Annotated in this window: 24 protein-coding genes and 1 riboswitch; of the genes, 2 read left to right on the forward strand and 22 right to left on the reverse strand. The window is 33.2% G+C overall.

Translation table 11 applies throughout. From position 1 onward, the window contains the following. Position 1: 1 nt before the first annotated feature. The 11 genes from eutC to H9L18_RS11745 form a co-directional block, all read right to left on the reverse strand. The gene (eutC, locus tag H9L18_RS11695) at positions 2–913 is read right to left on the reverse strand and encodes an ethanolamine ammonia-lyase subunit EutC (RefSeq protein ID WP_126792032.1); all 912 of its coding nucleotides are present in this window, start codon (positions 911–913) and stop codon (positions 2–4) included. Positions 914–931: 18 nt separating this feature from the next. After that, entirely contained in the window at positions 932–2,299 is a 1,368-nt protein-coding gene (locus H9L18_RS11700) for an ethanolamine ammonia-lyase subunit EutB (protein WP_126792030.1), read from the reverse strand. Positions 2,300–2,360: 61 nt separating this feature from the next. Further along, positions 2,361–3,794 (reverse strand): ethanolamine ammonia-lyase reactivating factor EutA, encoded by a 1,434-nt coding sequence (eutA, locus tag H9L18_RS11705; protein WP_126792027.1) that lies wholly within the window; start codon positions 3,792–3,794, stop codon positions 2,361–2,363. Between the two features lie 115 nt (positions 3,795–3,909). Beyond that, the gene (locus tag H9L18_RS11710; RefSeq protein ID WP_126792025.1) at positions 3,910–5,325 is read right to left on the reverse strand and encodes a sensor histidine kinase; all 1,416 of its coding nucleotides are present in this window, start codon (positions 5,323–5,325) and stop codon (positions 3,910–3,912) included. Continuing rightward, complete coding sequence (locus tag H9L18_RS11715; RefSeq protein WP_126792023.1) at positions 5,318–5,890, reverse strand: ANTAR domain-containing response regulator; 573 nt, start codon at positions 5,888–5,890, stop codon at positions 5,318–5,320. The genes H9L18_RS11710 and H9L18_RS11715 overlap by 8 nt, the downstream gene beginning before the upstream one ends. 43 nt (positions 5,891–5,933) lie before the next feature. After that, complete coding sequence (locus tag H9L18_RS11720) at positions 5,934–6,278, reverse strand: BMC domain-containing protein (RefSeq protein ID WP_246433284.1); 345 nt, start codon at positions 6,276–6,278, stop codon at positions 5,934–5,936. A 77-nt stretch (positions 6,279–6,355) separates the two neighbouring features. Next, entirely contained in the window at positions 6,356–7,468 is a 1,113-nt protein-coding gene (locus H9L18_RS11725) for a 1-propanol dehydrogenase PduQ (RefSeq protein ID WP_126792021.1), read from the reverse strand. Between the two features lie 272 nt (positions 7,469–7,740). Next, a riboswitch (adenosylcobalamin (AdoCbl) riboswitch) is annotated at positions 7,741–7,888 on the reverse strand. A 44-nt stretch (positions 7,889–7,932) separates the two neighbouring features. Next, a complete protein-coding gene (locus tag H9L18_RS11730; RefSeq protein ID WP_126792019.1) occupies positions 7,933–8,496 on the reverse strand; it encodes a cob(I)yrinic acid a,c-diamide adenosyltransferase in 564 nt (187 codons plus the stop codon). Continuing rightward, entirely contained in the window at positions 8,496–8,939 is a 444-nt protein-coding gene (locus H9L18_RS11735) for a EutP/PduV family microcompartment system protein (RefSeq protein ID WP_126792017.1), read from the reverse strand. The genes H9L18_RS11730 and H9L18_RS11735 overlap by 1 nt, the downstream gene beginning before the upstream one ends. 25 nt (positions 8,940–8,964) lie before the next feature. Beyond that, a complete protein-coding gene (locus tag H9L18_RS11740; protein WP_126792015.1) occupies positions 8,965–9,309 on the reverse strand; it encodes a BMC domain-containing protein in 345 nt (114 codons plus the stop codon). Between the two features lie 24 nt (positions 9,310–9,333). Beyond that, complete coding sequence (locus H9L18_RS11745) at positions 9,334–10,449, reverse strand: oxidoreductase (RefSeq protein ID WP_126792013.1); 1,116 nt, start codon at positions 10,447–10,449, stop codon at positions 9,334–9,336. A 288-nt stretch (positions 10,450–10,737) separates the two neighbouring features. On the opposite strand from H9L18_RS11745, the gene H9L18_RS11750 reads away from it, so the two are divergent. Next, entirely contained in the window at positions 10,738–12,090 is a 1,353-nt protein-coding gene (locus tag H9L18_RS11750) for a 4Fe-4S dicluster domain-containing protein (protein ID WP_126792011.1), read from the forward strand. 2 nt (positions 12,091–12,092) lie between these two features. Then, positions 12,093–12,647, forward strand: coding sequence for a BMC domain-containing protein (locus H9L18_RS11755; RefSeq protein WP_126792009.1), 555 nt, complete (start codon positions 12,093–12,095; stop codon positions 12,645–12,647). A gap of 122 nt (positions 12,648–12,769) precedes the next feature. On the opposite strand, the gene H9L18_RS11760 is transcribed toward H9L18_RS11755, so the two are convergent. The 11 genes from H9L18_RS11760 to H9L18_RS11810 all read right to left on the reverse strand — a co-directional run bounded on the left by H9L18_RS11760 (position 12,770) and on the right by H9L18_RS11810 (position 26,392). After that, a complete protein-coding gene (locus H9L18_RS11760; protein WP_126792007.1) occupies positions 12,770–14,905 on the reverse strand; it encodes a DEAD/DEAH box helicase in 2,136 nt (711 codons plus the stop codon). A 2-nt stretch (positions 14,906–14,907) separates the two neighbouring features. Further along, positions 14,908–16,236: an ATP-binding protein gene (locus H9L18_RS11765; protein ID WP_126792005.1), complete on the reverse strand. Its 1,329-nt coding sequence runs from the start codon at positions 16,234–16,236 to the stop codon at positions 14,908–14,910. Beyond that, entirely contained in the window at positions 16,226–18,505 is a 2,280-nt protein-coding gene (locus H9L18_RS11770; protein WP_187559343.1) for a tellurite resistance TerB C-terminal domain-containing protein, read from the reverse strand. Before H9L18_RS11770 ends, H9L18_RS11765 begins: the two co-directional genes overlap by 11 nt. Before the next feature lie 146 nt (positions 18,506–18,651). Then, positions 18,652–19,809, reverse strand: coding sequence for a glycine/sarcosine/betaine reductase complex component C subunit alpha (gene grdD, locus H9L18_RS11775; protein WP_126792001.1), 1,158 nt, complete (start codon positions 19,807–19,809; stop codon positions 18,652–18,654). Between the two features lie 11 nt (positions 19,810–19,820). Further along, the gene (gene grdC / locus H9L18_RS11780; RefSeq protein ID WP_126791999.1) at positions 19,821–21,359 is read right to left on the reverse strand and encodes a glycine/sarcosine/betaine reductase complex component C subunit beta; all 1,539 of its coding nucleotides are present in this window, start codon (positions 21,357–21,359) and stop codon (positions 19,821–19,823) included. Positions 21,360–21,428: 69 nt separating this feature from the next. Continuing rightward, entirely contained in the window at positions 21,429–21,899 is a 471-nt protein-coding gene (gene grdA / locus H9L18_RS11785; protein ID WP_126791993.1) for a glycine/sarcosine/betaine reductase complex selenoprotein A, read from the reverse strand. A gap of 34 nt (positions 21,900–21,933) precedes the next feature. Beyond that, the gene (gene trxA, locus H9L18_RS11790; protein WP_126791997.1) at positions 21,934–22,257 is read right to left on the reverse strand and encodes a thioredoxin TrxA; all 324 of its coding nucleotides are present in this window, start codon (positions 22,255–22,257) and stop codon (positions 21,934–21,936) included. Positions 22,258–22,271: 14 nt separating this feature from the next. Continuing rightward, entirely contained in the window at positions 22,272–23,237 is a 966-nt protein-coding gene (locus tag H9L18_RS11795; protein WP_185847412.1) for an NAD(P)/FAD-dependent oxidoreductase, read from the reverse strand. A gap of 32 nt (positions 23,238–23,269) precedes the next feature. Further along, positions 23,270–24,571 carry a glycine reductase complex selenoprotein B gene (gene grdB / locus H9L18_RS11800; protein WP_126791995.1) on the reverse strand — a complete coding sequence of 434 codons (1,302 nt, stop codon included), beginning with the start codon at positions 24,569–24,571 and terminating at the stop codon, positions 23,270–23,272. Positions 24,572–24,599: 28 nt separating this feature from the next. Further along, a complete protein-coding gene (gene grdA, locus H9L18_RS11805; protein WP_126791993.1) occupies positions 24,600–25,070 on the reverse strand; it encodes a glycine/sarcosine/betaine reductase complex selenoprotein A in 471 nt (156 codons plus the stop codon). Positions 25,071–25,105: 35 nt separating this feature from the next. Further along, positions 25,106–26,392, reverse strand: a complete 1,287-nt coding sequence (locus tag H9L18_RS11810) for a glycine/sarcosine/betaine reductase component B subunit (RefSeq protein ID WP_126791991.1) — start codon at positions 26,390–26,392, stop codon at positions 25,106–25,108. Positions 26,393–26,465 lie beyond the last annotated feature (73 nt).

Consider the following 26,465-nt stretch of genomic DNA (forward strand, 5'->3'; position numbering starts at 1 on the left):
ATTACTCAGATTCTTTTAAATCGATACCTGATTTTTTCTTATCAATGATATTTTTAATAATTTCAGCGATATAAGCACCCGCTTCAACAGCTGGTGTACCACCTTTATGAATGTTAGAAATAACTGTACGTCTAGCTTCTGGCATTCCAACAGTTGGTTTGTAAGCTAAGTAAGCACTCATAGATTCAGCAGTAACTAAACCAGGTCTTTCACCGATTAACATACATACACAATCAGCATCAGTTAACTCACCGATTTCATCCATTGCTCCAACACGACAGTATTTAACAAAGATTGGTGTATCAAAATCAAGATCAAACATTTTTAAACCTTGTTTAATTGAAGGAAGAATTTCTTTAATGTTAGCCCCAACTGCAGCTGAACTTAATCCGTCACCAACGATAATTTGAACTTTAGCACCACGAGTTGTGTTATTTTTAATAATCGCTTGATTTTCTTCGTCAAATTGACGTCCTAAATCTGGGCGTGTCACATACTCATCTTTATCAGTACATTTAGTAACGACTGATGTGAATCCCATTTCTTCTACTAATTCTTCAGGAACATCAGAGAATACAGCATCTTGTGCAGCTGCATGGTCTGCTCTAAAACGTAGCATTGATTGTGTTTTATAACGAGGTCCTGAACGCCATAAACCTAAACGAGCAGGTGTAAATGACTTCATTCTCAAATACCCTTCTTCGTCTTTAGCATTTGGAATTAAAAATTGTTTTCTGATATCCACTTCTGTAATATCAGGAATAAATCCTTCTTCAATGTCAGAGTTTGACATTTCTTGTGTTACTTGGTTTTGAACATTAGCAACGACTTCAGCAGGTGTTGCTTGACCTTCTTTTCCAGCCATTTCAGCTAAGACAGATTCAATAAGTGTCTTTAGATTTTTTTCATCCATTGTTATGTTTGACCTCCTTTACTTTTTAAAGAAAATTGATGCGTCACCAGCGATTTCAGTTAAGCGACCATCTTCCATAAGTCCCATTTTTTCCATCCATTTTTCAAATTCTCTTGTTGGACGTTTGTTCATTAAATGACGTAATGTTGCTGTTTCATGGTAACCAGTTGTTTGGTAGTTTAACATGATATCATCACCATGAGGAATACCCATGATAAAGTTAACATTAGCCATGTTTAATAATGCAGCTAAGTTTTCAGCATCATTTTGGTCAGCTTTCATATGGTTTGTGTAACATACGTCACATCCCATTGAAATTCCTGAAAGTTTACCCATGAAGTGGTCTTCTAAACCAGCTCTGATAACTTGTTTTGAATCATATAAATACTCAGGTCCGATGAATCCAACCACTGTATTAACCATAAATGGATCAAAGCGTTTAGCAAATCCATAACAACGAGCTTCCATTGTTACTTGGTCAGCACCGTAGTGAGCATCAGATGATAACTCAGAACCTTGTCCAGTTTCAAAGTACATAACGTTTGGTCCAGCAACCGCACCAGTTTCTAAAGCTAAAGCTTTAGCTTCTGCAATATCAGTTCCATTAAAACCAAAAGCTGTATTCCCTTTTTCAGAACCAGCAATAGATTGGAATACTAAACCAGTTGGTGTTCCTTTTTTCATTGCTTCAATCTGAGTTTTAACGTGAGCTAGCACACATGTTTGAGTTGGAATTTCCCACTCATTTTTAACTTCTTCAAATTTATTTAAAATACGCATAACACTTTCAGTTGAATCATCTACTGGGTTAAGTCCTAATACCGCATCCCCAATACCATATGATAAACCTTCTAATAAAGAAGCAGTAATACCATCGATATCATCAGTTGTATGGTTAGGTTGTAAACGTACAGATAAACGACCAGGTTCACCGATTGTAGTGTTTGCTGTTTTGATAACAATAATTTTTTGAGCTGCATAGATTAAGTCCATATTAGACATTAATTTAGTAACAGCAGCGATCATTTCAGATGTTAAACCACGACCAATTTGTTTAATCTCATAGTCATTTGTTTTGAAGTCTAAGATGTATTCTCTTAGTTCTTCAACTGTCCAGTTTTTGATTTGCTCGTACATTCTCTTATTGACATCATCAATAATAATACGAGTAACCTCATCTTCTTCGTAAGGCACTACTGGGTTGTTGTACAAATCTTTTAATTGTAGTTGTGCAAGAACAACTTTTGCAGCAACTCTTTCTTCAGCAGATGTTGCGGCAACGCCAGCTAACGTGTCTCCTGATTTTACTTCGTTGGCTTTAGCAAGTACTTCTTTAACAGATTTAAATTCGTACGCTTTACCAAAAAGTCTGGTTTTTAAAATCATCTTTATTTTTCCTCCTTAAAGGGATATTTATTTACCTTAGTTTCAGCACTAAGCGCCTCCGCTAATTAAAAATCAATGTTTTTACTACAACTGGTAGAACACTACCATTAGCTACTGGCATTCCAATATCGATGTAATCTCCATTTTCAACTTTAACACTGTCAATACAAACAAATGGATAATCTTTTGGTAGAACACTGTGTAAACATTGTCCTAATGCTTTCGCCATATCTTGTTGGACACTTACAACTAAAGGTTCATTTCTTTTTATAATTGGTTCTAAACCTTTAGCGATTGCTTCTGCGTAGTCCAACACACGTTGAAATGTCGGGTTTTTCTCCCCTTCAATTCCTAAAGCAATATTTTGAAATTCTTGTTCCAATTGATACCATTGCATTTTCTTCTCAATAGCATCTGCCAATTCATCCCTAGAGCCTTGTTCATCTTGACTTGATAGTTTTAAAATTGGCATATTTTTAATTGGTAAGATTTCTTCTTTATAGGTAATCGTACTACCACTAATATCAGCTGTATGAGAACCTGCTCCTACTACTGTAGCTCGAATCGTTTCAACCGACTCTATCACTTCAATTTCGGAAACTAATTTAGAATTAGCAATACCATTTCCTAGTAATAAACCAATGTCTCCATATTGGAATGGATCCATATAAAGATCTGAATGAATACAATCTGCCACTCCACCTGAAAATGAAATAGCTTCTATTTTTCGATTGAAAGATAAACCTTTATTAGTAATAATCTCTTCATAATAAGGACTTGGTTCACCGAGTCCAACACTATTTTCAAGAACGTTTACCATAATTTTAATGATAGGTGTCAACTCTTCAACACTTGTTCTTTGACCTAATGATATTGGAAGATTTTCCTTACGAATAATTTCTTTAATCTTAGGTGCTATATATTTAATTTCTTTAGTTGTTTGATCAACTTTAATTAATCTTCCACCAATATCTAGACAACCTGTATCAAATACTTCATCATCATAGAACAAGGCTAAGTTAGTTGTTCCCCCACCTATATCTAAGTTAACTACTGTTGTGTGTTTTTCTTTTGAATAGGTTTGAGCACCTGCACCACGCCCAGCAATTATACTTTCTAAATCAGGACCTGCTGTTGCTACAACGAAATCCCCAGCATAACCACTTAAAGCTTGTAACACATTGCTTGAATTTTCTTTTCTTGCTGTTTCTCCAGTAATAATGACAGCCCCAATTTGAATATCCTCTTTGGAGATACCTGCCTTTTCATACTGATTTTTAACAAAATTTTCGATGGCTTTTACATCAATTAAATTATTTTCCAAAATTGGTGTAAAAATAATGTCACTTTTAAAGACAACTTCTTTATCAGTAATTGTAATTCTTGGAATTGTAAAAGAAGATGCCATGTTTTTAATATATAACTTAGAAATAATCATTTGAGTTGTTGATGTTCCTAAGTCAATTCCGACACTTAATACTACTTCTTCCGACATTCAGTCACTCCTTCCTCACAAAATTATATAAAAAGACACTTAAAATAACCCTGATACTCAGGATTCTTTTAAGCGTCTTTGCTTTTTTTATTCAAACTACCTTGTTTGAAATCTATTAAATTTTAAAAGAAAAATAAGTTGATGTTCCTGTTCGACTTGAGATAATTTTTAACTTACCTCGCAATTTATCTTTAACATAACTTGTAACGATTTTTAATCCTAAACTATTACTCTCAGATTTTTCTGTGTTATAGCCAGATCCATTATCCTTAATAACAACAGACACCATGTTATCTTCAAGTTTTTCAACATCGACTTTAATTTGGTTGTCTTGATTTTCTGTTAAAAAACCATGTTCAAAACTGTTTTGAATTAACTCATTAACAATCAAGGCAACTGTTACTGTCTTATCACTATCCATTCGAATAGTCGGGTCAATATTTTTTTCAATTTGGACTTTTTTATTATCTAAAAAAGCTCGATTACAGTTAGAAATAGTTAAATCCAAAACCTCGATTAAGGAGACATCATTATCCACTTTCCTCGATAATAATTCATGAGTTGCTGAGATTGCTAAAATTCTATTTTCACTTTCTCTCAACAATTTAACGACTTCTTGATTACTTGACCTTCTTGATTGTATTCTCAGTAAAGAAACAATACTTTGAAGATTATTTTTTACACGATGATGAATTTCTTTGATTGCCACCGATTTTTCTACAATCTCAACTTCACGATTATAAATTTCGGTTTTATCATGCAGAATCATAGTAAACATGCCAGTTTTTTTATCAAAGAAACGTTTCATTTGAAAGTGAGAACTTCCAAATACTATTTCTTTTTTACTAACATTTTTCCATTTTTCTGTATCTTTTAAATAAATCAATTGTTCAAATGTTGTTGTGTCTAATGAAAGATTGTCATAGTGAAGACCAATTATTTTTTCAATATAACCAAAATGGAAATAGTAACTATTTGCCACATCGTTATTCATAATCAAGTAACCATCTTCATCAAATATTAAAATCGCTTCATCAAGATTATCCATCAATGTACTATAGAACAATGAAGTTGTATCAACAACTTTCATGTTATTCGCAGCAACATTGTTTGATCCTTCGCTTCTAATTTCTTTTACTGGAAATTCCACAATTAATACTCCAATTGTTTTTTGATTATTTCGTAACGGAAAAACTTTTTGCCTAATCCACTGGTTCTCTTGCGTCTTTGCAAGAAGCCCTTCAGTAATTAGAGCTGTTTCAAACGTTCGATAAACACCTGGTTCATTCAATCGTTTAGCAATTTTTCCTACTACATTATCTTTATAAATGGAGTCATTATCTTTTGGTGGACGATGGTAAACAACAACTGCTTCATCTGTTACATCAGATAAGATATCAATAAAAACATCTTCTTCTTGATACCGATTTGTTTCTTCGATTTTTCTAGCTTCTTTTATCAGCTCATCAATATCAGAATCACTTAAACTTGAATACTTATGGCTTAACTCGTAAATATTCTTATCAATCATTAGCCATCACTAGCATTTCTGCTACATCAATCATCGGACAACGTTTATCCATACTTAATTTTCGAATTTGCTTGTAAGCAGCTTCTTCATCAATCGATTGATTCGCCATTAAAATTCCTTTGGCCTTTTCAATCACTTTTCGCTGCTCTAATTTTTCGGATAATTTATCTACATTTTTTTCGAGTTTACTAACTTCTTTTCCCTTAGTGATTGCGACTTCCACCATAGGAATAAAAGATTTTTCATCTAAAGGTTTGACTAAGTACCCTGAAGCTCCAAAGCCCATTGCTTTTTCACGATGATTAACATCGCTATATGCTGTAAGCATTAATATTGAATTAGCTAATTTTTCTGACATAATTTTTTTACCGGCATTCAAACCATCTAATAATGGCATTTGAATGTCCATAATAACTAAATCTGGTTGATGTTTTTTAGCTAGTTCAATTGCTTCAAAACCATCTGCAGCTTCGCCAACTACATCATAATTTTCCAATTCTAGCATATCTCTCAAGTCAACTCTTGTAAGAGGTTCATCATCCACAATGATAATTTTTCCTTTCACGAGCCTCACTCCCACCTTTTTTAATTTCACTTTTTCAAAACGTCTATGTTTTGGTAACTTTAGTGATAGAAAAACCTAACGTTTCTTCTAAAAACCGAAGAACAGCTATAAATGCTTCTTCCATTGCTGATAAATCTCCTGTTAAAACCACTGTTCCACTAAATCGGTCAACAAAGCCTACTTCAACATCACCGGCTTTAAGAGCTGTATCAACAGCAATAATAGTTGCTTCACTAGGTGTAATGGTTAGAATCCCTATAGCACTCTGTCCATCATTGATAATACCTAATTTATCGTAGCTATCTTGATTAGGATTAGCTAAAATGTGGGCCATCGTGACTTGTTTTCCTGGAACATATTCTTGGATTAATCGTTGTTTCTCTTCCAAGCTGCTCCCCCTTTCACTCACTCAATTTAATAGAACTTAATGTTCTACCTCAATTATAGCGTAAAAACTAATCTAGTTTAAAATAATTTTGAAACAATTTGTCTAACATCTTCTTTAGTAGGTGTTTTTGGATTAGTTTTAGTTGTTGGATCTAATAATGCTTCCTCACTAATTGTTGCTAAATGAGGAGTTACATCATCTTTTGTAAATCCAGCATCTATAAAGTTAGCTGGCATATTTAACTTCGCTCTTAATTCAGTGATGCGATTAACTAAACTTCTAACTGCCACTTTACCTTTAGAGTTAGATAAACCTTGTTTTCTAGCTAACGTTGCGTATCTTTCTAGAGCTCTTTGATTCTCATTACTATTATATTGTACGATAGATGGTAACAAGATACCATTAATTCGACCATGTGCTAAATGTAATTTACCACCTACAGTATGTGCAATTCCGTGACATAAACCAAGAGAAACTTGATTAAATGCAAGACCTGCTAGACATGAAGCATAATGAACTTTTTCTCTTGCTTCGCTATCTTTTCCATCAACATAGGCTCTTTCTAAATACTCAAAGATTAACTCCACAGCTTTTTCTGCTAAAGCATCAGAGAAGTCAGTTGCTTCTGTTGATACATAAGCTTCAAGGGCATGTGTTAAAACATCCATACCAGTATCAGCTGTAATAGTTGGAGGTACTGTTTCAACAAGACGTGAATCTAAAATAGCAATATCTGGTTGTAACAAGTCATCCACTAATGGATATTTTAAATTTTCTTTTTTATTTGTGATAACTGAAAAGTCTGTTACTTCTGAACCAGTACCACTTGTTGTTGGAATGATAACTAAAGTTACTTCTTTAATAATATCTAATTTCATTCCCATTAATTTAATCGCTTTGGCTGCGTCAATCGCAGAACCTCCACCAAGAGCAACCATAACACTTGGATTAAACTTGCTTAGCTCTTCTACTCCACTAACAACGTTTTCAATTGTTGGATCAGGAACGATGTCCGTGAAGATAGCGTGTTCGTTTGAATCGTTTATGTTACTTGTTACGAAATTAATCATGCCTGATTCAACCATGAAATTATCAGTAACAACACATATACGTTCGTTTTGAAAATCGTTTAATTTTGTTAAAGCATCTGTACCAATATAAATATCTGTACCGAATTTTACTTGCTTCATTTTTCCACCTCCGATAATAAAAAAAGCCACCAAAAAAAATTCCTTAAATAAGGATTCATTCGGTAGCGTCATTGCCAACTATTATATTTTAGAAAACAAAAAAGGCAAGGACAGCACCCCTTTGTGCTACAACCTACCAGAAGTAAGTATCTCCATTTGCCATTTGTTTTATCAAAACACAAATCGTTGTGTTTATTCAGTATCCAATTATGGTGATTACTGTTAAATAAAACAATAGGTTAAATGTTAGAACTTCTTACTGTATTTATTCTCTAACTACCACTGTTTTGCCTCGAAACAGTAATTACCATGTCGTTAATTATTAGAAAGACCTGACTTAAAGCTTACGCTTATTACAGTGGCGGGACCGTCTTGGAATTTCACCAAAGTTCCATCTAAAAAATAACATTTCTCAATCTATAGCCCGATTCTATCATACTTATTTTTTTATTTCAATGTTTTTTTTAATCATTGTAAAAAACTTGGCTATTTCTTCTGTAGCTTACATCCATTCTGTTTTCTCGATAGTTAACTAATCTTGCAGCAGCAAAGAAATAATCAGATAATCGATTTAAAAATTTTAAAACTTCAGGATTGATTTCGCCTTCTAAACTCGCTGCTACAACAATTCGTTCAGCTCTTCTTGCGATTGTTCTTGCAAAATGAAGTTCACTTGCAACTGGATCTCCACCAGGGATAATAAATTCAGTAATTGGTGGTGGTGAAGCTAAGTATTTATCAATACAACTTTCTAACCACTCAATAGATTCTGCACTTGTTCGATATCCTTTTGTGCTATTTGGTGTCGCCATATCAGTTCCACAATCAAATAGAATTTGTTGAATTTCACCTAAATCTTTTTTGACATCAATGCTACTTTTCATATGACTAACAATAATCCCAATAAAAGAATTTAATTCATCAATTGTTCCGTATGCTTCCACACGGTTAGAACATTTCTTTACTTTTTCGCCACCAATAATACTAGTTTCACCTTTATCTCCTGTTTTAGTATAAATCTTTGCCATTATTCATCCTCCTCTTTTCCTAAAAATTTAAGCAATTCTTCTATTCCTTTATCATCATAAGAAGACACATGAAAAATCTCTCTTGCTCCAGCATTTTTTAATGCATGTGCCGCACGATTAACCTCTTCTTCACTGTTTGCTTTATCAATTTTCGTTACAACACCAATAACGGGTTTTGAAAACATGGAAGCAAATGCTGGTGGAAATGTATTAAATGACTCATCAACACTTTGAAGAAGACCAATATAGTCCACACTGCTTGAGGTAACTTGTAGCGCGCTATAAAACTGGCGTCTTTGGATAAACTCTCCTGGTGTATCTACTATAAAACGATTGGATTCAATCGCTTGGGTTTTTGAATAGACAATTTCGTGTCCTTCTAAACGTTGGGTTAATGTTGTTTTCCCTGTTCCAACAGCACCAACAAACATTATTTTTTTCAATCAATTCACCTGCTTATTTTATTACTTACGATTTGGTTATTTTTGCTGTAGAGACATTCAACATATTTCTTAGTGTATCACTAACAGCTTCAATTGCTGCTTCCACTGCCATCACATCACCGGCAATAACTAAAGTTCCACTAAATCTATCCATGAAAGCCACTCTAACATCTGCTGCTTTGACAGCAACATCTGAAGCCACAATAGCTGCTTCTCCTGGCGTAATAGTCAGAATTCCCAATGCTTGTTTATCATAGTCATGTAAACCAACTTTAGCGTAAACACGGTCATCTGGGTTCGCAATAATATGTGCAATCGTTATCTGACGACCTGGCACCGATTCTTGAATAATTCTATTTTTTTCATTCATTTTTATGACCTCTATTTTCTTAATTTAAAATTTATATAAATACCAATCTGGAGAAGATTCAATTCCCTTCCAAAGATTTCTTGGTATGTTCAACTTTTGTCTTAACTGCCAGTCAATTCCTGTACTTGGAAGTTCAATCAATTCTCCCTGTTGTATCTTTTTTGCCCAATCAGGAGTAAAAACAAAGGGTCTACAAGCTGATACTAAATCAGAAAACTCTAACGCTTCTTCCACTTCTTCAGATTGTAGTAAGTTACCACAACCAACTAGAGGTGTTTTTTCAGCAAATCTCTTCAATAATCTCAACAATTCGATTTTTTGTCCGTTAATCTCTTTTTTTTCTAAGGCATTAGAGCTCGTTATGTGAAGATAATCCAAACCTTTATCATCCAACATTTTTAAAACACCAAGCGCTTCTTTGAATGAAGCATCTCTTTCTTCTTGAGTTCCTAAAAAAGCGTCTTCTAAAGAAATACGAACACCTAAAGCGAAAGGCTTTACTTGATTCATTGCAACAACTTCTTTTATTTGATCAATTAATACTTCTAAAAAACGTAATCGATTCTCAAGAGGTCCACCCCATTTATCCTCTCTTAAATTCCAAGTTGGCATTAAAAATTGATTGGGTAAGTAGGAGTTAGCTGCATGAATCTCTACTCCATCAAATCCTGCTTTCATCGCACGTAAAGTTGCCTCTTTATAAGCCAAAATAATTTGTTCGATTTCTGAATCTGTCAACTCACGATATTCTTTTCCTTCTGTTAAACGACTGGAAGTTTGGCTCACGCACACAGGTTTAAAATGTTCAACCTGACCTTCTGCCATTGCCCCTCCATGGTAAAGCTGTAAAAATATTTTAGTATCGTTTTGCTGAATGACGCGAGGTAACTCTTTTAAACTTTCAATATAATGATCATGGCTAACGCTTAAATTATTTCCATAAGATTTGCCCTCTTGATCAACATAAGCTGATGCTATAACAATAGCCCCTACATCCCCAGTTCTTTGGGCAAAAAAAGACAACTCATCTTTTGTTACTTTACCATCTGGCGCGTCTTCCATTGTAGAGATAGGAGCAAACACTAATCTATTTTTCAGTGTTACACCCGATTGTAATTGAATAGGTTCACTAGCTCGCATGTTACTCCTCCTTAAATAAAAAAAGGCACAAAAAGATGAATGTCTTTTTTGCGCCCTTGCAATTAAACCCACTTCATCGTGAGTATTTGGTCAATTTTTCACCATTATATCAAAAATTAAAGATATCGTCCACCTTCCATCTTTCAGACTTTGTTAAATATGAGGTTGATAATCATTATCAACTATGTTCATTTTTTAACATTTTAATTGATTTCACAGTAGATAAGGCTTACAATTGGACATGACAATGGCGTCTACATTACAAAATTTATAATTGTAGGTGATAAAATGTTATTAGAAAAAATTCACAAATCTGGAATTGTCGGTGCTGGTGGTGCCGGTTTTCCAACCGCTAAAAAAATGAATGCAAAGGCTGAGTATCTAATCATCAATGCCGCTGAATGCGAACCTTTGCTAAAAACTGACCACTATGTCATGAAACATTTTGCCGAAGAATGTATCAAGGCCATTACTGAAGTTGGAAAAATGGTAGAATGCGAAAAAATTGTTATCGCAACAAAAGACTACTACCACGAAGAAATTGCTTGCTTAGAGTCTGCAATAGAAAATCAAAACGCTCCTATCACAATTCACAAGATGAATAATTTTTATCCTGCTGGTGATGAGCAAGTTATGGTTTTTGAAGTAACCGGAAGAACTGTTCCGCCAACTGGTATTCCGCTACAAGTTGGTTGTGTTGTTTCAAACATTACAACAATGCTTAATGTTTACGAAGCAATGGAACATGACAAACCTGTTACTGAAAAATTAGTTACAATTACTGGAGCTGTTAATAAACCAACTATGGTTTTAGTTCCTGTTGGGACTCCTTTTTCTACTTGTTTAGAATTAGCAGGCGGTACTCCTCTTAAGCAGTTCATCTTTTTAAATGGTGGACCAATGATGGGTAAGATTGGTAACCATAACAACTTTAACGATCAAGTCGTAACTAAAACTACTTCTGGAATCATTATCCTAGAAGAAAAAGAGTATCTCTATCAATTACACGAACGTCAAATCAATCAAATCATTACTCAAGCTAAAGCTGCCTGTATTCAATGTCGATTATGTACGCAACTTTGTCCAAGATATCAGATTGGGATTCCGCTACATCCTCATCAGGTTATGAGACATTTAGCTACTAGTGATGTCCCTGATGATATTGATGATGATCCAGTTTGGAAACAAGCTATCCTATGTTGTGAATGTGGTATCTGTGAGGTTATTGCTTGTCCGATGTCTCTATCACCTCGTCAAGTTAACATTTATGTTAAACAACGATTGGCTGAAAAAGGCATTCGCTACCAATATAATGGTGAAGAATTAATCCCACAACCAATGAGAGAATATCAAAAAACGCCACCTAAAAATATCTTACTTAAAATGGGACTAGAAAAATATGTTAACAATGATCTTTCTGAGTTAATTACTCATGAAACGGAAGAAGTATTTATTCCATTAAAAATGCATATTGGCGCTCCTTGTAAGTCTGTTGTTAAAAAAGGCGACAGAGTTGAAAAAGGACAATTAATTGCTGATATTGATGAAGGTAGTTTAGGCGCACCAATACACGCAAGTATTTCAGGTGAAGTCCTATGTGTGAGTGACTCTCTAATTCAAATTAAAAAGGATGTGGCTTAATCATGGAAATAGATACATTAGGATTTTTAGAATTAAATAGTATTGCTAAAGGAATTGAAGCAGTTGACTATATGTTAAAAGTCGCAGAGTGTCAGTTGATTTCAGCTAAAGCTAGCTGTCCTGGTAAATACTACATTATTATTTCAGGTCGCGTGGATGCTGTGACGCAATCTATTGAAGAAGGAACACGAATTGGTGGTATGCATATTGTAGGAAAACTAATCATTCCTCGTATCGACCCTCAAGTTGTTCGTGCTATCAATATGACTCATGTACCAGATAACGCTCGAGCAATTGGGGCGATTGAATACTATTCAGCAGCAGGCTCTATCGTTGCCGCAGATTTTGCGGTTAAAGCTGCTAGTGTTGACTTAATTAGTTTACAATTAGCAACTGGAATTGCTGGAAAATCTTTTGTTGTTCTTACTGGTGACGTGGATGCGGTTAAAGCTGCCGTTGAAGCTGGTGTTGAAGGGGCAAAAGATGAAGCGATGATTATTAATCATATCGTTTTACCAAACCCTAGAAAAGAATTAATTGATAGTTTAGTCTTTTAAAATAAAAATGACATAACCGAAAAAATCGGTTATGTCATTTTTTTAATATCTATTTGGTATTGATAAAGCATTGAAGTTGGAGACAAGCTCTTTGGTATAAGAGTGGGAGGGTTGATTGAATATTATATCTCATTGTTAAGTAACTGCTCTATTTCCTCTAAATAAATTAAAGTTTGAGGTAAATTCAGACAATTTTCTATAACATAGTTAACTTGTATATCAAAAGGTAGCAGTTTCTGATATTTAATATTAGACATATGTTTATTGACCAAAGTAGGGTTATTTATTAAATAATCTACTAATACTTTTTTACTCCATACAAATTCTTTTGTTCTTTGAACTATTCTTTTTAAAGAATCTGGAATAATGTCAATAAATAGGGACATCTTGTTATCGTTATATTCAATTAGTTCATTAGCATAAATTATACTAAATAAAATCTGTAGGGTATAATTTATTTTAGTTCCTGCAAAAGTCCGAAAAGCTATTCTGTCATTTAAATAAATAACAAACGGATTTGTTAAAGATAGTTGCTGTGCCCTCAACTGAGTGAGTCCTTCTTGAACTTCACTATTTAAACTATCAATCCAATCAATATCCTTGATTAAAGCCAACATTTCATTAGCTAATAAATGACTAGTCTCACCTCCTAGTGAGAAGAATTTAGGAGGCTTCCCATCGTTTGCTGGAAGTACTATAATTTTTTTATTTTCATGATTAATCTCTTTAATTTTCCAAATTTTAGCACCCAATAGAATATTGCTATCTATCTCCAAAAATATATCTAGAGGTATTTCACCAATTTTTTTGACATCACTGAAAACACTATAGTTACTAGGCGTACTAAATTGAGAAAAGAAACGTCCCATAGTCAACAACGGTTCTGTAGCAACTCCAGTAATAAATTCTTCTCCAATCGACTCTATAAACTCTTCTTCTAAAAGATGAGTTACTATTTTTTTTATTTCCTCATCATTCAACCAGTTCCAATTTTTAAATTGCTGATTTAAATGAAACACAGTTTGTTTTTTTAATCCTGAATGCTCCAATAACATAGCTAATAACTGATGAGCAAATAAATCATAAGGCTTACTGGGACCATCTAATCTTTCTATTTCACTTCTTTCATACAAGGAAATCGCGGCTAATCCTTTTAATAAATCAAAAGGAGTCGTTGCAATGAAATGTAAAATACTTTTTTTCGTTTTTCGCCCACTTCTTCCCAACCGTTGACCTAAACTTGAAACTGAATAAGGTGCGTTATATTGTACAATACTATCAACTGCTCCAATATCAATCCCCATTTCCAAAGTCGATGTACAACAAATTGTAAATAATTGATTCTTAGCTGTTTTAGCAAAATTTTCAACATCTATTCTTGAATTTTTAGTTAATGATGAATGATGAGCAAAATAATTAACCGTTGAATTGTTCTTTTTTGCTTTTTTATTTAAATCAACTGATATAGATTCAACCAAACCTCGAGAATTTGGAAATATCAGCATACTTTCTTGCTGAGAATATTTATAAATTGCCTCAATACTTTTTTCTGATTTTCTTTGATCATTTTCAATAAAAAAATCTCTTGTTACTTCTAAATCATTTTTTGTCCGATCAATCAAAATATTAGTATCTTTATTATTTTTAAAATAGCTTTTGACTAATAAGCTATCTTCTGTATTTAGTGTTGCTGACATGCCAATATAGCGTGGCTCCTTCAGCATATATCTTTGGCATCTTTCAAGCATTGATTTTAGATGTAATCCTCGATTGCTATCTAAAAAACCATGAATTTCATCCACCAGAACCCATTCAACTCCCGCAAGTAAATATTGGGCTTCTTCTTTTCGTAAAGTTAGCATCGCTTCTATTGACTCAGGCGTTATCAAAAGAATTCCACTAGGTTTTTTTAATAATTTTCTCTTTTGTGCACTAGGAGCCTCACCGTGCCATCTTGTTACATTGATATTTAAATAATCACATAAATCAGACATTCGTTTAAATTGATCATTAATTAAAGCAATAAGAGGTGATATATATATGATTTTTATTCCTTTGTCAAAATCATTTACTTTATTAATCGCTGGTAAAAAAGCTGCTTCTGTTTTACCAGAAGCAGTCGGTGCACATAAAATTAAATTATTATCTGTTTTAGTCACTTGTTGAATAGCCGCTACTTGTATCTTAGTTAGCTCCTGCCATTTTTGATCGTAAATATACTCTTTGATTTCTCTTTTTAATAAACTAAAAGAATCCATCGCTAAATTACCTCAATTTCGTCGTCTAAGTTATCTTGATCTTTTTCAATAGGAAGTCTATCTTTACCAAATTTTTGTAAAATTAAAGAGGTATTATCCTCACTAGGATTTTGCCTTATCAAATCTAAAATTTCAATAAAATCTTTAATAACCGCTCTTGGAGTTAAAAATTCATCTGCTCCAGGACGATTTAACTGCTCCTCCATGTAAAGCTGAATTTCTGAATAAGAAAGGATAATTTCAGTTTGATAATGAATATTATAAATAGAAATTAAATATTCTAATAGAGTAAATATCTCTTCGTTAGTTAAAGGTTTTAAAGGTAATACTGTTCTATTAGTATTTATCAATTTAGAATCCATAGCTTTTTCATCACCAAGTCTTGTTTTTAAAGCTCCGTAGCTCGCTAAACCTCGATATTCATCGAAAACCGTTCGGCGTGTTGCACCAAAATTAATAAATAAATATTTCACTGTATTGGACTTACACTCATTATATATATTAAGAATCTTTTCATAATTTTTTTCCCTTGATTGCTTAACTGGTAATTTATAAAGATTAACTGCTTCATCAAAATTGATTACTAATCCAGCATATCCCAAACTCGCAAATAGTTCAGACAAATTTTTTAAAGCCTCATACCAGTTATCATCATTAATAATTTTACTAATTCCTAACTCTCTTTTGGACTCTGTTTTTGTTTCAATATCTCCTCTTATCCATCTTAAAGCTTTTAATTTTAATAATCTATCTTCTAAAACCAATCCCTCATAATATTTAACAATAGCTTGTCCTAATTCAAAAGATATTCCAACTGATGAAAATGAAGTTGTTACATCTAATATTTTATCAGTCATTTTTTTCTGATAGTCTACTGAAAAAATAGCTTGCGTTGAAACGTTTTCTTCGTTTGCAATAATACTTGCTAACTGATATAACCACTCTTCTAAAATGGTATTCAATGCGTTCCCATCTTGAGAAGTTTGCAACACAATGTTATCAACAATTTCACTATACAAAGCCTTTGCTTTACCATCAGAAGCATAAAATCTTCTAGTCGGTGTTAAATCTATAGTTGAGACAACAAAGTTTTTTTGAAGAGCTATAGATTCAATTGTCCTTAACATAAAACTTTTCCCACTACCAAAGTCCCCCACCCAAAAGCGAATATCACTATTACCACTTGAGACATTTTCTAAAATCCCCATTACTTCAGTTACTTCACTACTCCTACCAACTAATAAATGTCTAATTCCTCTAATTGGTACGACTCCTGCTTCTAAAGCACTAATAATATTGTTGGCTTCTTTTTTATTTACCTTACTTTTCATTCTCGATTACCTCCTTAGCAAACTCTACATAATATGAATCAATTATTACATAATCCTCTTCTATTAATAACATTTGATCACCTAATACTTCATAAAACTCCTGGTTAATTTCTTTTAAAAACATATTCAACATTACTCCATTGTTTTTGGCTAATAATTCTACTTCAGAGATGGATAATTTTTCACTTTTTGTTAATTGAGAAATGAGCTGAATTGCTTGTTTTGAATAGTCTGATTCATTTTTATCAGTTTTATTTTCTATTTGATTTGACTGAAGTAATTCTTTTGTTACAACAATTTCACTAAAATCTTCTGATTCGCCCAAAAATAGATCTAAACTATTAATAGTCTCAGTTAATTCTTTTTTTGAATTTTCAATTTGATTTCTATCTAAATTTACTTTTTTTCTCAATGGATTTTTTAGTTTAAGTAAATAAGATACTATTTCTAATGACAAAGGTTCTTTTAGTTTTACCTGCTCTTCAAATAGAATCAAATTATCAGGATAAATATACTCCTCAATTGCCTTCTTTAAACTCATTGTCATTTTCTCGTTTCTAGCTATCTCAAAACAAGAAATCAATTTTAAATCTGTATTATTAGTATTTTTTTGTAATAGTTTTAGTGCTTTTAAATAATCAGTTGCCTCTTGTTCTTTAATCAAAAGTTGACACCAGAAATCATCATTTTCATGTATAAGTATATATTCAGAAATAACATTAGCATTTTTAGCGCTCGAATTGTATAAATTAGTCAACAGCATCTCCTTAACTTTTTTAGTTCTGTTTTGCTTATACGAATTAAGAACCTGCGTTATATTCTCCCTTACAGTATTAGGAACAAACAAATCTACTAAGTGATGTGCTTCACTTACATTTAATCTGAGTGTATAACTTGTTTTGGGAAGACTGTTTCTAACTTCATTCTCAGATATCTTCATAAGTGCAGACATAAACTTATTTGTTCTTTCATTAAAGATGCGATCTTCTTTTTTTATTTTTTTAATACTTAATAATGACATTTTTCCCCAATTATCCAATTGTTCTGACTCAGCTAAAATAATTTTCCAAAGGTTGAGATATAATTTAATGATTTCCAATTTTACTTCTGGTAATTCCCATAATCTAGTTTCTCTAAAATATGTATTATTTAACAGATAAATATCTGAAGACAAAAAAGAGCATTTCTTTTGTAATTCTCCATCTTTATCCCACCAACATTGAGTAGAAGAAGACAAAACATTATTATCTTTTTCAAATTGACTATCTGGTTTAATTTTTGTTCCCAATACTGTCTGAGCTTGAAGCCCTACCAATTGAATCTTATCTTTCATCTTTTTACCTATTGCATCTTCTAACAGAGAATAAGAAAAAGTATTATCATAAAAATGTTTGATCGAATGGGCTACAGTTACATGACCTTCAGCAATACAGTAAAATGTATAAAGTAAATTATTATAAAAATTATTTTGTCCCCATTTATCACATACATCTAATAATGTTTGTTTATCTTTTTTTAACTCATTATCCGTAAAATTACATAAGGTAGCATAAAGTTTTAGTGTTTCATCTTTTATTTGTTTATTTTCCATGATTACACGTTCATAAGGTATTTCAAGAGAAGATATCCAATCAATTTCACTTTGTTGTTTAGTAGCAGAAGCAGGAACTATAATTCTTTGATCCTCTATGTCAGTGATATCAATTACGCTCTCTTTTTCACTTGGTAATTCTTCTACTTTTAATATTTTTTCACCTTCTTGAGTGACTCTTTTGATTGGTTCAGTCAATAATAAAGAGGTTTCATTTTCAACTATTCTTTTTTTATCTTGTTCCACATTAATACTCTCGTGAATAAGTTTTTGTTTTTTTATTTTCTTTTTATCATTTGAATCAGAAGTTTTAGTTCTTTTTTTTGAGTTCTTTTTCTTTAAATTCTTCCTATTAGATACGTTTTTTTTATTTGATTCTGAATAAATATTTCTTTTTAATTCAACTAAATACTCTTTACCAGCTGTAACTAAATAAATACACCCTTCTATAAATGAATATATTATCAACAACATATATATAAGAAAAATAAATGGATTTTGAGTGAAAATTATCAATAACAGTACACTAATAAAAATAATACCAGAAATCTTATTTTTTAAATAAAATTTTTGGTAACCTATCCAACCTAAAAAAATAGCCAACAAACCGGCTATCCATTTTTTTTTATTCATTTTCTCAAAATCATTACTTTTATATATGTATAAAAATTTTTTCAATTTACTTCACATCCATATAAATTAATAATTCCAACTCAATTATATCTCATAGTAATGTTTATTTGTAGCTTATTAACCATTTTAAGTTTTTTTCCATTAAAAAAAGATGAAAGAAAAATATACTCTTCTTTCATCTCTTACTTTTATTACAAATAATCTTTTGCTAAAAGTTCTTTTGCTTTATCAATATTTTTTTCATTCACTAAAATAACAGGACCTGTACAGCCCATACCACTTTCAGCATAGACTTTATTTTCCCAAAGAACTTCTAATGCATCATCTAAATCTAAAACATCAATACCAGAAATATCTTTTGTTACGATTTCTTTTTCTGGTTTGACAACTTCTTTTTCCGTAGATTTAGGTTTATTTTTTTGAGCTAAATTATCACAAATATCGCTTAATTTTGCCTTTTCAGCTTTAGCATATTCTTTGTGACTTACTTCTTTAACATCACCTTTTGCTAATTCATAAGCAAATTGAAGAGCATTCGCAATAACTGGTGCACCACTTGCTCGTGAAATGATACAGACATTTTGCGTGTTTTCTGCTCCAATTCCTGGACCATATCCATAACCGACAGCTTCGTAATTTCCACCTGTTTGGTAAGCTGAAAATAGTTTCATTAATAAGTTACCTGTTAAACTATCACAGACCATAACATCTGGTGTTCCCATTAGTAAGTCGTTACCACGCATAGTGATTGTACCGTCTGCACGTTGGCTTTTTGAAAAAGAAAATTCATAACCATTCTCTTTTAATTCTTTTAAAGCTCGCTCCACTGTATTAGCTCCGTCAATATTTAAAATACCAACAGTTGGATCATCATTACCACAAGATTTAGCGGCTACAATTCCATTGATTGTATTTTTCACCATCGCTTCAATTCGATTAGAACTAGTTGTTCCTGTTGTCGTCGCAATATACATTTCTTTACCTGTACTTGGTACCACAACTCGCCCAACTGTAGAAACACCAATTGGGAAGGAATAATGAAGAGTCACACATCCTTGGATAGTTCCATCTGCTAGTAATTCTTCCATTTTTTTATGATTATCTGCTTCACACTCTGTCACAACATGTTCAAAGTCTTCTGCCCAATCAACTTTAGTTCCAATTAAAACTACTTTAAAGTTTGCTTTATTTTTGATTAATTGAAGTGCTTCTTTCATCACATCTGATCCATGTTCACTTCCATCAATCGTTAATCCTATTTTGACGTTATCATAATAACGTTTAGATTCTAATACTTCAGCCATTTCAATGAGGCATTCACTCATCACTTGTTTTACTGAATTTGACATCTATATCACCTCTAATCTTCTGATATTTTTTTGGCAAAATGTCGTAATACTTCAGCCATTTCTGTTTTTACAGTTTCTTTGATTGAGTCATTACCATTGCCTTGACTGACTTCTCCAGTGTTTCTTTCTAAAATAATTGAAACACCATCAAATAAATTAGTCATACGTCCTAAGAATAAGGAGCCTTTACCAACAATCATGGCACGGTTTTTATCACCTGTCGTTAAATCTTCAATCCCAAAGCCTAGATAAGGAACGCCACTAGGAATATGACCTTGTGTTGGTGCCCAACCAGGAATAGATTTGGCATTAACAAATGTCATTAAATCTTTTTTCTCCATTTGTTTTTTAAGAACACCAATAGCTCCAATCATTTTCAGGTTAGCTAAAGGTACATCTCCAGCTCCAGCTGGTTTAGTAATGTCTGGGTTTTGCATTTCTACTGAATAAACATCAATATCATTAACTGTTAATCCAGCTTTTAATAGTGGATCAGCAATTAAAGCACTTGTAACAGCTTGAGGACTTGAACCGCTTGATACAGTATGACGTCCTACAAAATCTGTTCTTAAAATTGGATGAACACCGTCATTACTACTAATAAGCGCTGCAAATCCACCTAAGACATCTTCTAAAATTGGTAAATTTTTACCAACGTGAGATTTACCATTCATTCCTAATTTAGCTGTTGCTCCACCTGCTACTAAAACAACATTCTTATAAGTTTCAGCTTTAACTAAAGAAGCTGCTGAAATTAAAGCATGAGTAGGTGCCGCACAGAAACTTCTTAAATCGCTACCTGTTGCATTAACACAACCACACATTTCAGCGATAGCTTTCGCAAAGTTACCACCACCACGTTGATTCATATCACCACAAGCTTCTTCACTACATTCAATAACGTAGTCAACATCACTTGCATCAATACCTTTTTCAGCTAGTAAATGACGTAGTGCTAATACACCACTTGCTTTTACAACTAAGTTTTCTAACATCACATGAGCATTTAAATTCACATCAATCTCATGAGCACGCACCACACAACCTACTAATTGGCGATCATGATATAAGCCTTCTGCTTCATGTTCATCAACTTGCTCTTTGATCCAATCAAGTTCGACACCTTCATGAATTTTCTCAGCATCCTCTTTAAATAGTTTATGATTTGATAAAGCTGTTTTAACCTCTTTAGCAAATTCTGTTTCTAAATAAACTAATTCAAAGACATCACATAATTGAAGTAAACCAAAAAATTCCATTTGAGGCATAATTTCTCCCGTTTCACTGAAACGTTTGCCTTCAACTGGTTTATCTACCCAAGGTTGTTCAATTTCTTTTAATTCTTTGTAGTTTAAATTACCAATATAAGTTTGGTTTGGGGCATAATTAACAACTTCTTCATAGCTACGAATATTGTCATAAAGTGTTTTTAAATACTCACTATCAGGGTTAGTAATTTTTTCTGTTGTTTGCGTTGTGCCGTTATGCTCAATCATATCTGGTGTATGAACTAAAACATAACTACTTCCTTTTAATACTGGAAAGTCCATTTGGCAAGCTCCTTCCTTTTTAAAGAAAGAGGTTGAAAACTAAGTCATCAACCTCTTTAAAATTGTTTATTAATATTTTGAGTACTCTTTACGAATACTAGATACTTCTTCAATGATATCATCCACATCTAAAACCATTTCCATCATACCGATTTGCTCTTCATAAACTGCTTCATCGACATATTCTTTGAATTCTGGTTCTACTACATGGTATACAGCTAAACCTAGCTGTTGATTGGTTAATGGACCTGCGTATGTTGGATCTCCGTTAGTGACTGTTTCGGCAGCTAATCCTCCTGCTTCACCTTCTGCTGCTCCGATTAATACCACCACATTTTCTGCGCCGTATTTATCTGCTGCATCTTTCACTCGACGTTGATTCTCTAAGTCCATTGCACCTGCTGCCGTTCAGACAAAACATTCAGTTGAAGAAAATATTACTTCAGCTGACGTGCCTTCTAGACATGTTTCTATTGCTAAGCCTGGAATACCATCACGGTCTCCAATGACTACAATCTTTTTGTTATCTAACAATGTCATCTTGCTTCCTCCTTTATTTAGTTTAAAAATATCTCTAGATATATTTTTTAATTAATTCTTCTATTTTTTCTTTTGTACAATCATCTTTAGCTACTTCATCAACTTTTTCGCCATTATGATAAATTGAAATAACAGGTAATCCCATTATTTTATGTTGAATACAGAAACGACGAACCTTTTTTTGTGAGGTATTAAATTTAGTGAAGTATAAAGAATCACCATATTTTTCAGAAAGTTCAACAACTGCTGGCATAATAGCTAGACAGTTCTCACACGTTTCGCCCCACCAATCAACTAAAACTGGTTTGTCTTTTTTTAATACTTCTTCTTCAAAATTATCTACTGTTAATTCAATCATGATATTAGCTCCTTCTATGATTTAGTTAATTCTACATATTTTTGTGCTGAATGAGCAGCGGTAGCTCCGTCTCCAGCAGCTGTGATTACTTGACGTAATGTTTTTGGTCGAATATCTCCTGAAGCAAAAACACCTGGAAGAGATGTTGACATATCTTCTTTTGTTTTAATATAGCCCCAGTCGTCTAATTCCAGAACACCTTTATAAAGTTCAGTATTTGGAATGTAACCGATAAAGACAAAGATACCAAATGTTCCATCATCTTCATCTGCTAAGATTTCTGTTGTTTCGCCTGTTTCAGTATTTCTGATAACCATTGATTCAACTAAACCATCTCCACGAATCTCGTCAATCACTGTATTGAAAATATAATCAATTTTCGGATTTTTCTTCGCTTGCTCAATCGCAATTTCATCTGCTGTTAGATGCGGTAAGTTTTGAAGAATCGTTACTTTTCTGGCAAAGCTCGTAATAAATTCAGCTTCTTCAACCGCTGAGTTACCACCGCCAACCACGTAAACTTCTAAATCTTCAAAGAAAGCTCCATCACAAGTGGCGCAATAAGAAACACCTTTACCTTGTAAGTCTTTCTCACCTTCACAACCGATTGGTCTAGGTTGAGCACCATTGGCACAAATGACAGCATGACTATCATAAACAGTGCCATCTGAACAGATAACACGTTTAATCTTACCTTCTAACTCAATTGATTTCACATCTTTACTTAAATGGATTTCAGCGCCATATTTAGTCGCTTGATCAGCCATTCGTTTAACTAATGCTGGGCCTGAAGGATCTTTATCATCTTTTCCTTCAATGGCTCCAGGAAAGTTAGCAATTTCATGAGTTAAAGCTATTTGTCCACCAATTTTAGTTTTTTCTAAAACAACTGTTTTCAATCTTGCCCTGGCATTATATAAAGCAGCTGTTAAACCAGAAGGTCCACCGCCGATAATGACTACATCATAAATTTCTGACATAACATACTCTCCTTAAGACACTAATCGTCTCTTTATTCAAATACTGTTTGTTCTTCTACTGGTGTTTGTAAAGCAACTAAAGCTTTTTTAACTAATTTCATACGTAGTTTTTTCTCTTCTACTTCATCTAAACTTGGGTTACCAAGAGGATGAGGAATAGCAATCGTTGGAACAATTCTGTTAGCTCCAACTGTTAGAGAAATAGGAACTACAGTACACATATGAACAACTGGAATACCTGTTTTTTCAATCTCTTTAACCATCGTTGCACCGCAACGAGTACAGGTACCTCAGGTGGATGTTAGTATAACAGCATCTACACCATCTCTTACCAAATCTTTGGCAATTTCAGCAGCGTATTTTTTAGCGTTTGCTACAGAAGTTCCGTTTCCTACTGTTGTGTAGAAATAAGGATAAATTTCGCCAATTTCGCCAGCTTTTTCAAGTTCTCGTAACACATCAACTGGTAAAACTCTATCAGCATCTTGGTTAGCATAGACTGGGTCGTAGCCACCGTGAGCTGTTTCATAAGTAGCATCAGTTAAATTAGACACACTTGAGATGTCATATTTACCAAATTTAGAAGCACTACTTGATTCAATATGATCAGGGTTTCCTTTAGGTACAATACCACCTGAAGTAACCAAAGCGATTTTAGCTTTTTTAATGTCTTTAACAGGTTGTCCTGGTTCAACATTATCAAATTCTGGCATTGGGAATTCTGTTGTAAATTCTTTACCTGATAATTTGTTAACTAACATATCTACCGCACGATAAGAACCTTGATGTTCTGTTTGATAGTTTTTACGTCCTCTTACATAATAGTTATCTTCTGCAGGACTTACTTCTTCTTTGTTTAATAATTTAAGTGCTAATTTAGCAATACCTGGAACTGCTTTTCTCATTGTTGCTGCACTGTTTCCAACTGGTACAATGTAAGCATCTTTTTTATACATATCAGTTCCTGGATTTTCTTCATAAAGACCAGTTACAGCTGGAATATTTAATTCTTCCATAACACCTTTTGCAACTGCCCCACAAGCCATACCATATCTTCCGGCATTAAATCCTGGTCCTGCAATTACTAAATCTGGTTTATATGAAGCAATCATTTCCATTACTTCTTTTAAAGCTGAGTCTAGATTTTCGTTGAAGTAGCTGTCACCACAAATAACAGTTCCTACAATTTCTACATCCTCACCTAAAGCTCCTTTAAATGCTTGTCCAGGTCCTACGATTTCTGCTTTAGTCATTGGTTTGATATCTGCTTTTTCTTCTCCACCAATTCCTGCGTAGAACTGGTTAATATAATGAACGACTCTATATTTAGCCATGTTCTTCCTCCTTTATATCAATTGACGATTAATATTTTGAATACTCTTTACGAATACTAGATACTTCTTCAATGATGTCATCCACATCTAAAACCATTTCCATCATACCGATTTGCTCTTCATAAACTGCTTCATCGACATATTCTTTGAATTCTGGTTCTACTACATGGTATACAGCTAAACCTAGCTGTTGATTGGTTAATGGACCTGCGTATGTTGGATCTCCGTTAGTGACTGTTTCGGCAGCTAATCCTCCTGCTTCACCTTCTGCTGCTCCGATTAATACAACTACATTTTCTGCACCGTATTTATCTGCTGCATCTTTCACTCGACGTTGATTCTCTAAGTCCATTGCACCTGCTGCCGTTCAGACAAAACATTCAGTTGAAGAAAATATTACTTCAGCTGAGGTGCCTTCTAGACATGTTTCTATTGCTAAGCCTGGAATACCATCACGGTCTCCAATGACTACGATTTTTTTGTTATCTAACAATGTCATGTCATTGCCTCCTTCATCTTAAGTTTTTTATTTTTTTAGTATCCTTTTGCTGATGTCTTATTAAAGCCGATTTCATTTGTAGCACCTGTGATAGCTTGAAGTTCAACTTCAATACTACCATCTTCACGTAAACTACCATCAAATCCTCCAGCTATAACATCAACATAATCTAATTGACCAATTAATTTATCCATTGGTGGAAGAACAATAATTTCATTCGCATTTCCCCCTGTAACAACAGCATCTGCCAATGGATCAGCATCTGCTAATGATTGACTTGCGCCATCACGACCAGCGTACTCATCTGTTACAATAACTGTTTTAATATCTTTTTCTTCAATTTTTTTACAGTTCATAATTAAGTCAGTATCAGGGTTACCAAAACCTTCTTGAGTAATAATAACGCCATCTAAACCTAAGTATTCAGATAATTTAGCTGAAAAATCACTTGATCTAACTTTATCTGCTAGATAAACTGTTTCATTTGTAATAATAACGCCCATAAAGTTAATATCTTTACCGTGACGTGCGTATAAATCATGAATAACAGGGTTATTTAAATGATGATAAGTTGTGTTTTTATCACATGCTGATACACAGTTACCACTTAAAACTGCTCCATCCATTACTTCTGTTGGATAAAGGATTGTTGGAATAATATGTTTTGCATCTGCACCATATACATAAGTATCATGAAGCAATCCTTGTGTTTGTAACATATAAACATATCCTACTTTTGGTAAATCTGGATATTGTTCAATTTGTTTTAATAATGGAAGTGTTTCGTAAGTTGTCACTTCATCTGGTTCAACTGTTTCTCCCAGTTTTCCTAAATAGCTTGCTACTTTAAGGCCGGCAAATCGTGCTGCCTCTTCGTAAATATGTGGATCTAATCCTTCTGTTGGTTCAATGACTAAACAAATATTATTTAATTTTGAAAATGGTGTTTGTTCTGCTCCAGGACCAGACATATCGATAATACCTTCTTGGAATCCAACGATTTTACCAACCGTCATAACAGAACAGCCTTTTAAAACATGGGTTCTGCCTTCTCCAACAATGCCCATTTTTCCAATAACGCCTGGAAAAATTTCAGCTTTTGAATCAATCTTACATCTTGGTTCAATGACATCTTTAACTGGTGTAATTCTTGTTTTATCTCCTGGTTCTGCTATTTCAATCGTACAATTTCCAATACGATCATCTTCTAAAACCATATCAATAATCGCTTGTTCATTAATATAAAGCGTATGGTTTTCTATTTTTTCTTCATTACCTTTTATTACTTTATCAATCTTGATGTTTCCCAGTTCTAACTTCATTCTCTCACCTCTATAGTATTTATTTGTTTCAAACAGCTATTTAGAAATGACACACCCTTTCACTTTTTATTTT

This window comes from Vagococcus carniphilus (genome assembly GCF_014397115.1).
In the GTDB taxonomy this organism is placed as follows: domain Bacteria; phylum Bacillota; class Bacilli; order Lactobacillales; family Vagococcaceae; genus Vagococcus; species Vagococcus carniphilus.

Excerpts from the sequence above, each read along its gene's own strand:
- eutC (WP_126792032.1), bottom strand. The coding sequence starts at position 913 with ATGGATGAAAAAAATCTAAAGACACTTATTGAATCTGTCTTAGCTGAA.
- H9L18_RS11700 (WP_126792030.1), bottom strand. The coding sequence starts at position 2,299 with ATGATTTTAAAAACCAGACTTTTTGGTAAAGCGTACGAATTTAAATCT.
- eutA (WP_126792027.1), bottom strand. The coding sequence starts at position 3,794 with ATGTCGGAAGAAGTAGTATTAAGTGTCGGAATTGACTTAGGAACATCA.
- H9L18_RS11710 (WP_126792025.1), bottom strand. The coding sequence starts at position 5,325 with ATGATTGATAAGAATATTTACGAGTTAAGCCATAAGTATTCAAGTTTA.
- H9L18_RS11725 (WP_126792021.1), bottom strand. The coding sequence starts at position 7,468 with ATGAAGCAAGTAAAATTCGGTACAGATATTTATATTGGTACAGATGCT.
- H9L18_RS11730 (WP_126792019.1), bottom strand. The coding sequence starts at position 8,496 with ATGGCAAAGATTTATACTAAAACAGGAGATAAAGGTGAAACTAGTATT.
- H9L18_RS11740 (WP_126792015.1), bottom strand. The coding sequence starts at position 9,309 with ATGAATGAAAAAAATAGAATTATTCAAGAATCGGTGCCAGGTCGTCAG.
- H9L18_RS11745 (WP_126792013.1), bottom strand. The coding sequence starts at position 10,449 with ATGCGAGCTAGTGAACCTATTCAATTACAATCGGGTGTAACACTGAAA.
- H9L18_RS11750 (WP_126792011.1), top strand. The coding sequence starts at position 10,738 with ATGTTATTAGAAAAAATTCACAAATCTGGAATTGTCGGTGCTGGTGGT.
- H9L18_RS11755 (WP_126792009.1), top strand. The coding sequence starts at position 12,093 with ATGGAAATAGATACATTAGGATTTTTAGAATTAAATAGTATTGCTAAA.
- H9L18_RS11760 (WP_126792007.1), bottom strand. The coding sequence starts at position 14,905 with ATGGATTCTTTTAGTTTATTAAAAAGAGAAATCAAAGAGTATATTTAC.
- H9L18_RS11765 (WP_126792005.1), bottom strand. The coding sequence starts at position 16,236 with ATGAAAAGTAAGGTAAATAAAAAAGAAGCCAACAATATTATTAGTGCT.
- grdD (WP_126792001.1), bottom strand. The coding sequence starts at position 19,809 with ATGTCAAATTCAGTAAAACAAGTGATGAGTGAATGCCTCATTGAAATG.
- grdC (WP_126791999.1), bottom strand. The coding sequence starts at position 21,359 with ATGGACTTTCCAGTATTAAAAGGAAGTAGTTATGTTTTAGTTCATACA.
- trxA (WP_126791997.1), bottom strand. The coding sequence starts at position 22,257 with ATGATTGAATTAACAGTAGATAATTTTGAAGAAGAAGTATTAAAAAAA.
- H9L18_RS11795 (WP_185847412.1), bottom strand. The coding sequence starts at position 23,237 with ATGTCAGAAATTTATGATGTAGTCATTATCGGCGGTGGACCTTCTGGT.
- H9L18_RS11810 (WP_126791991.1), bottom strand. The coding sequence starts at position 26,392 with ATGAAGTTAGAACTGGGAAACATCAAGATTGATAAAGTAATAAAAGGT.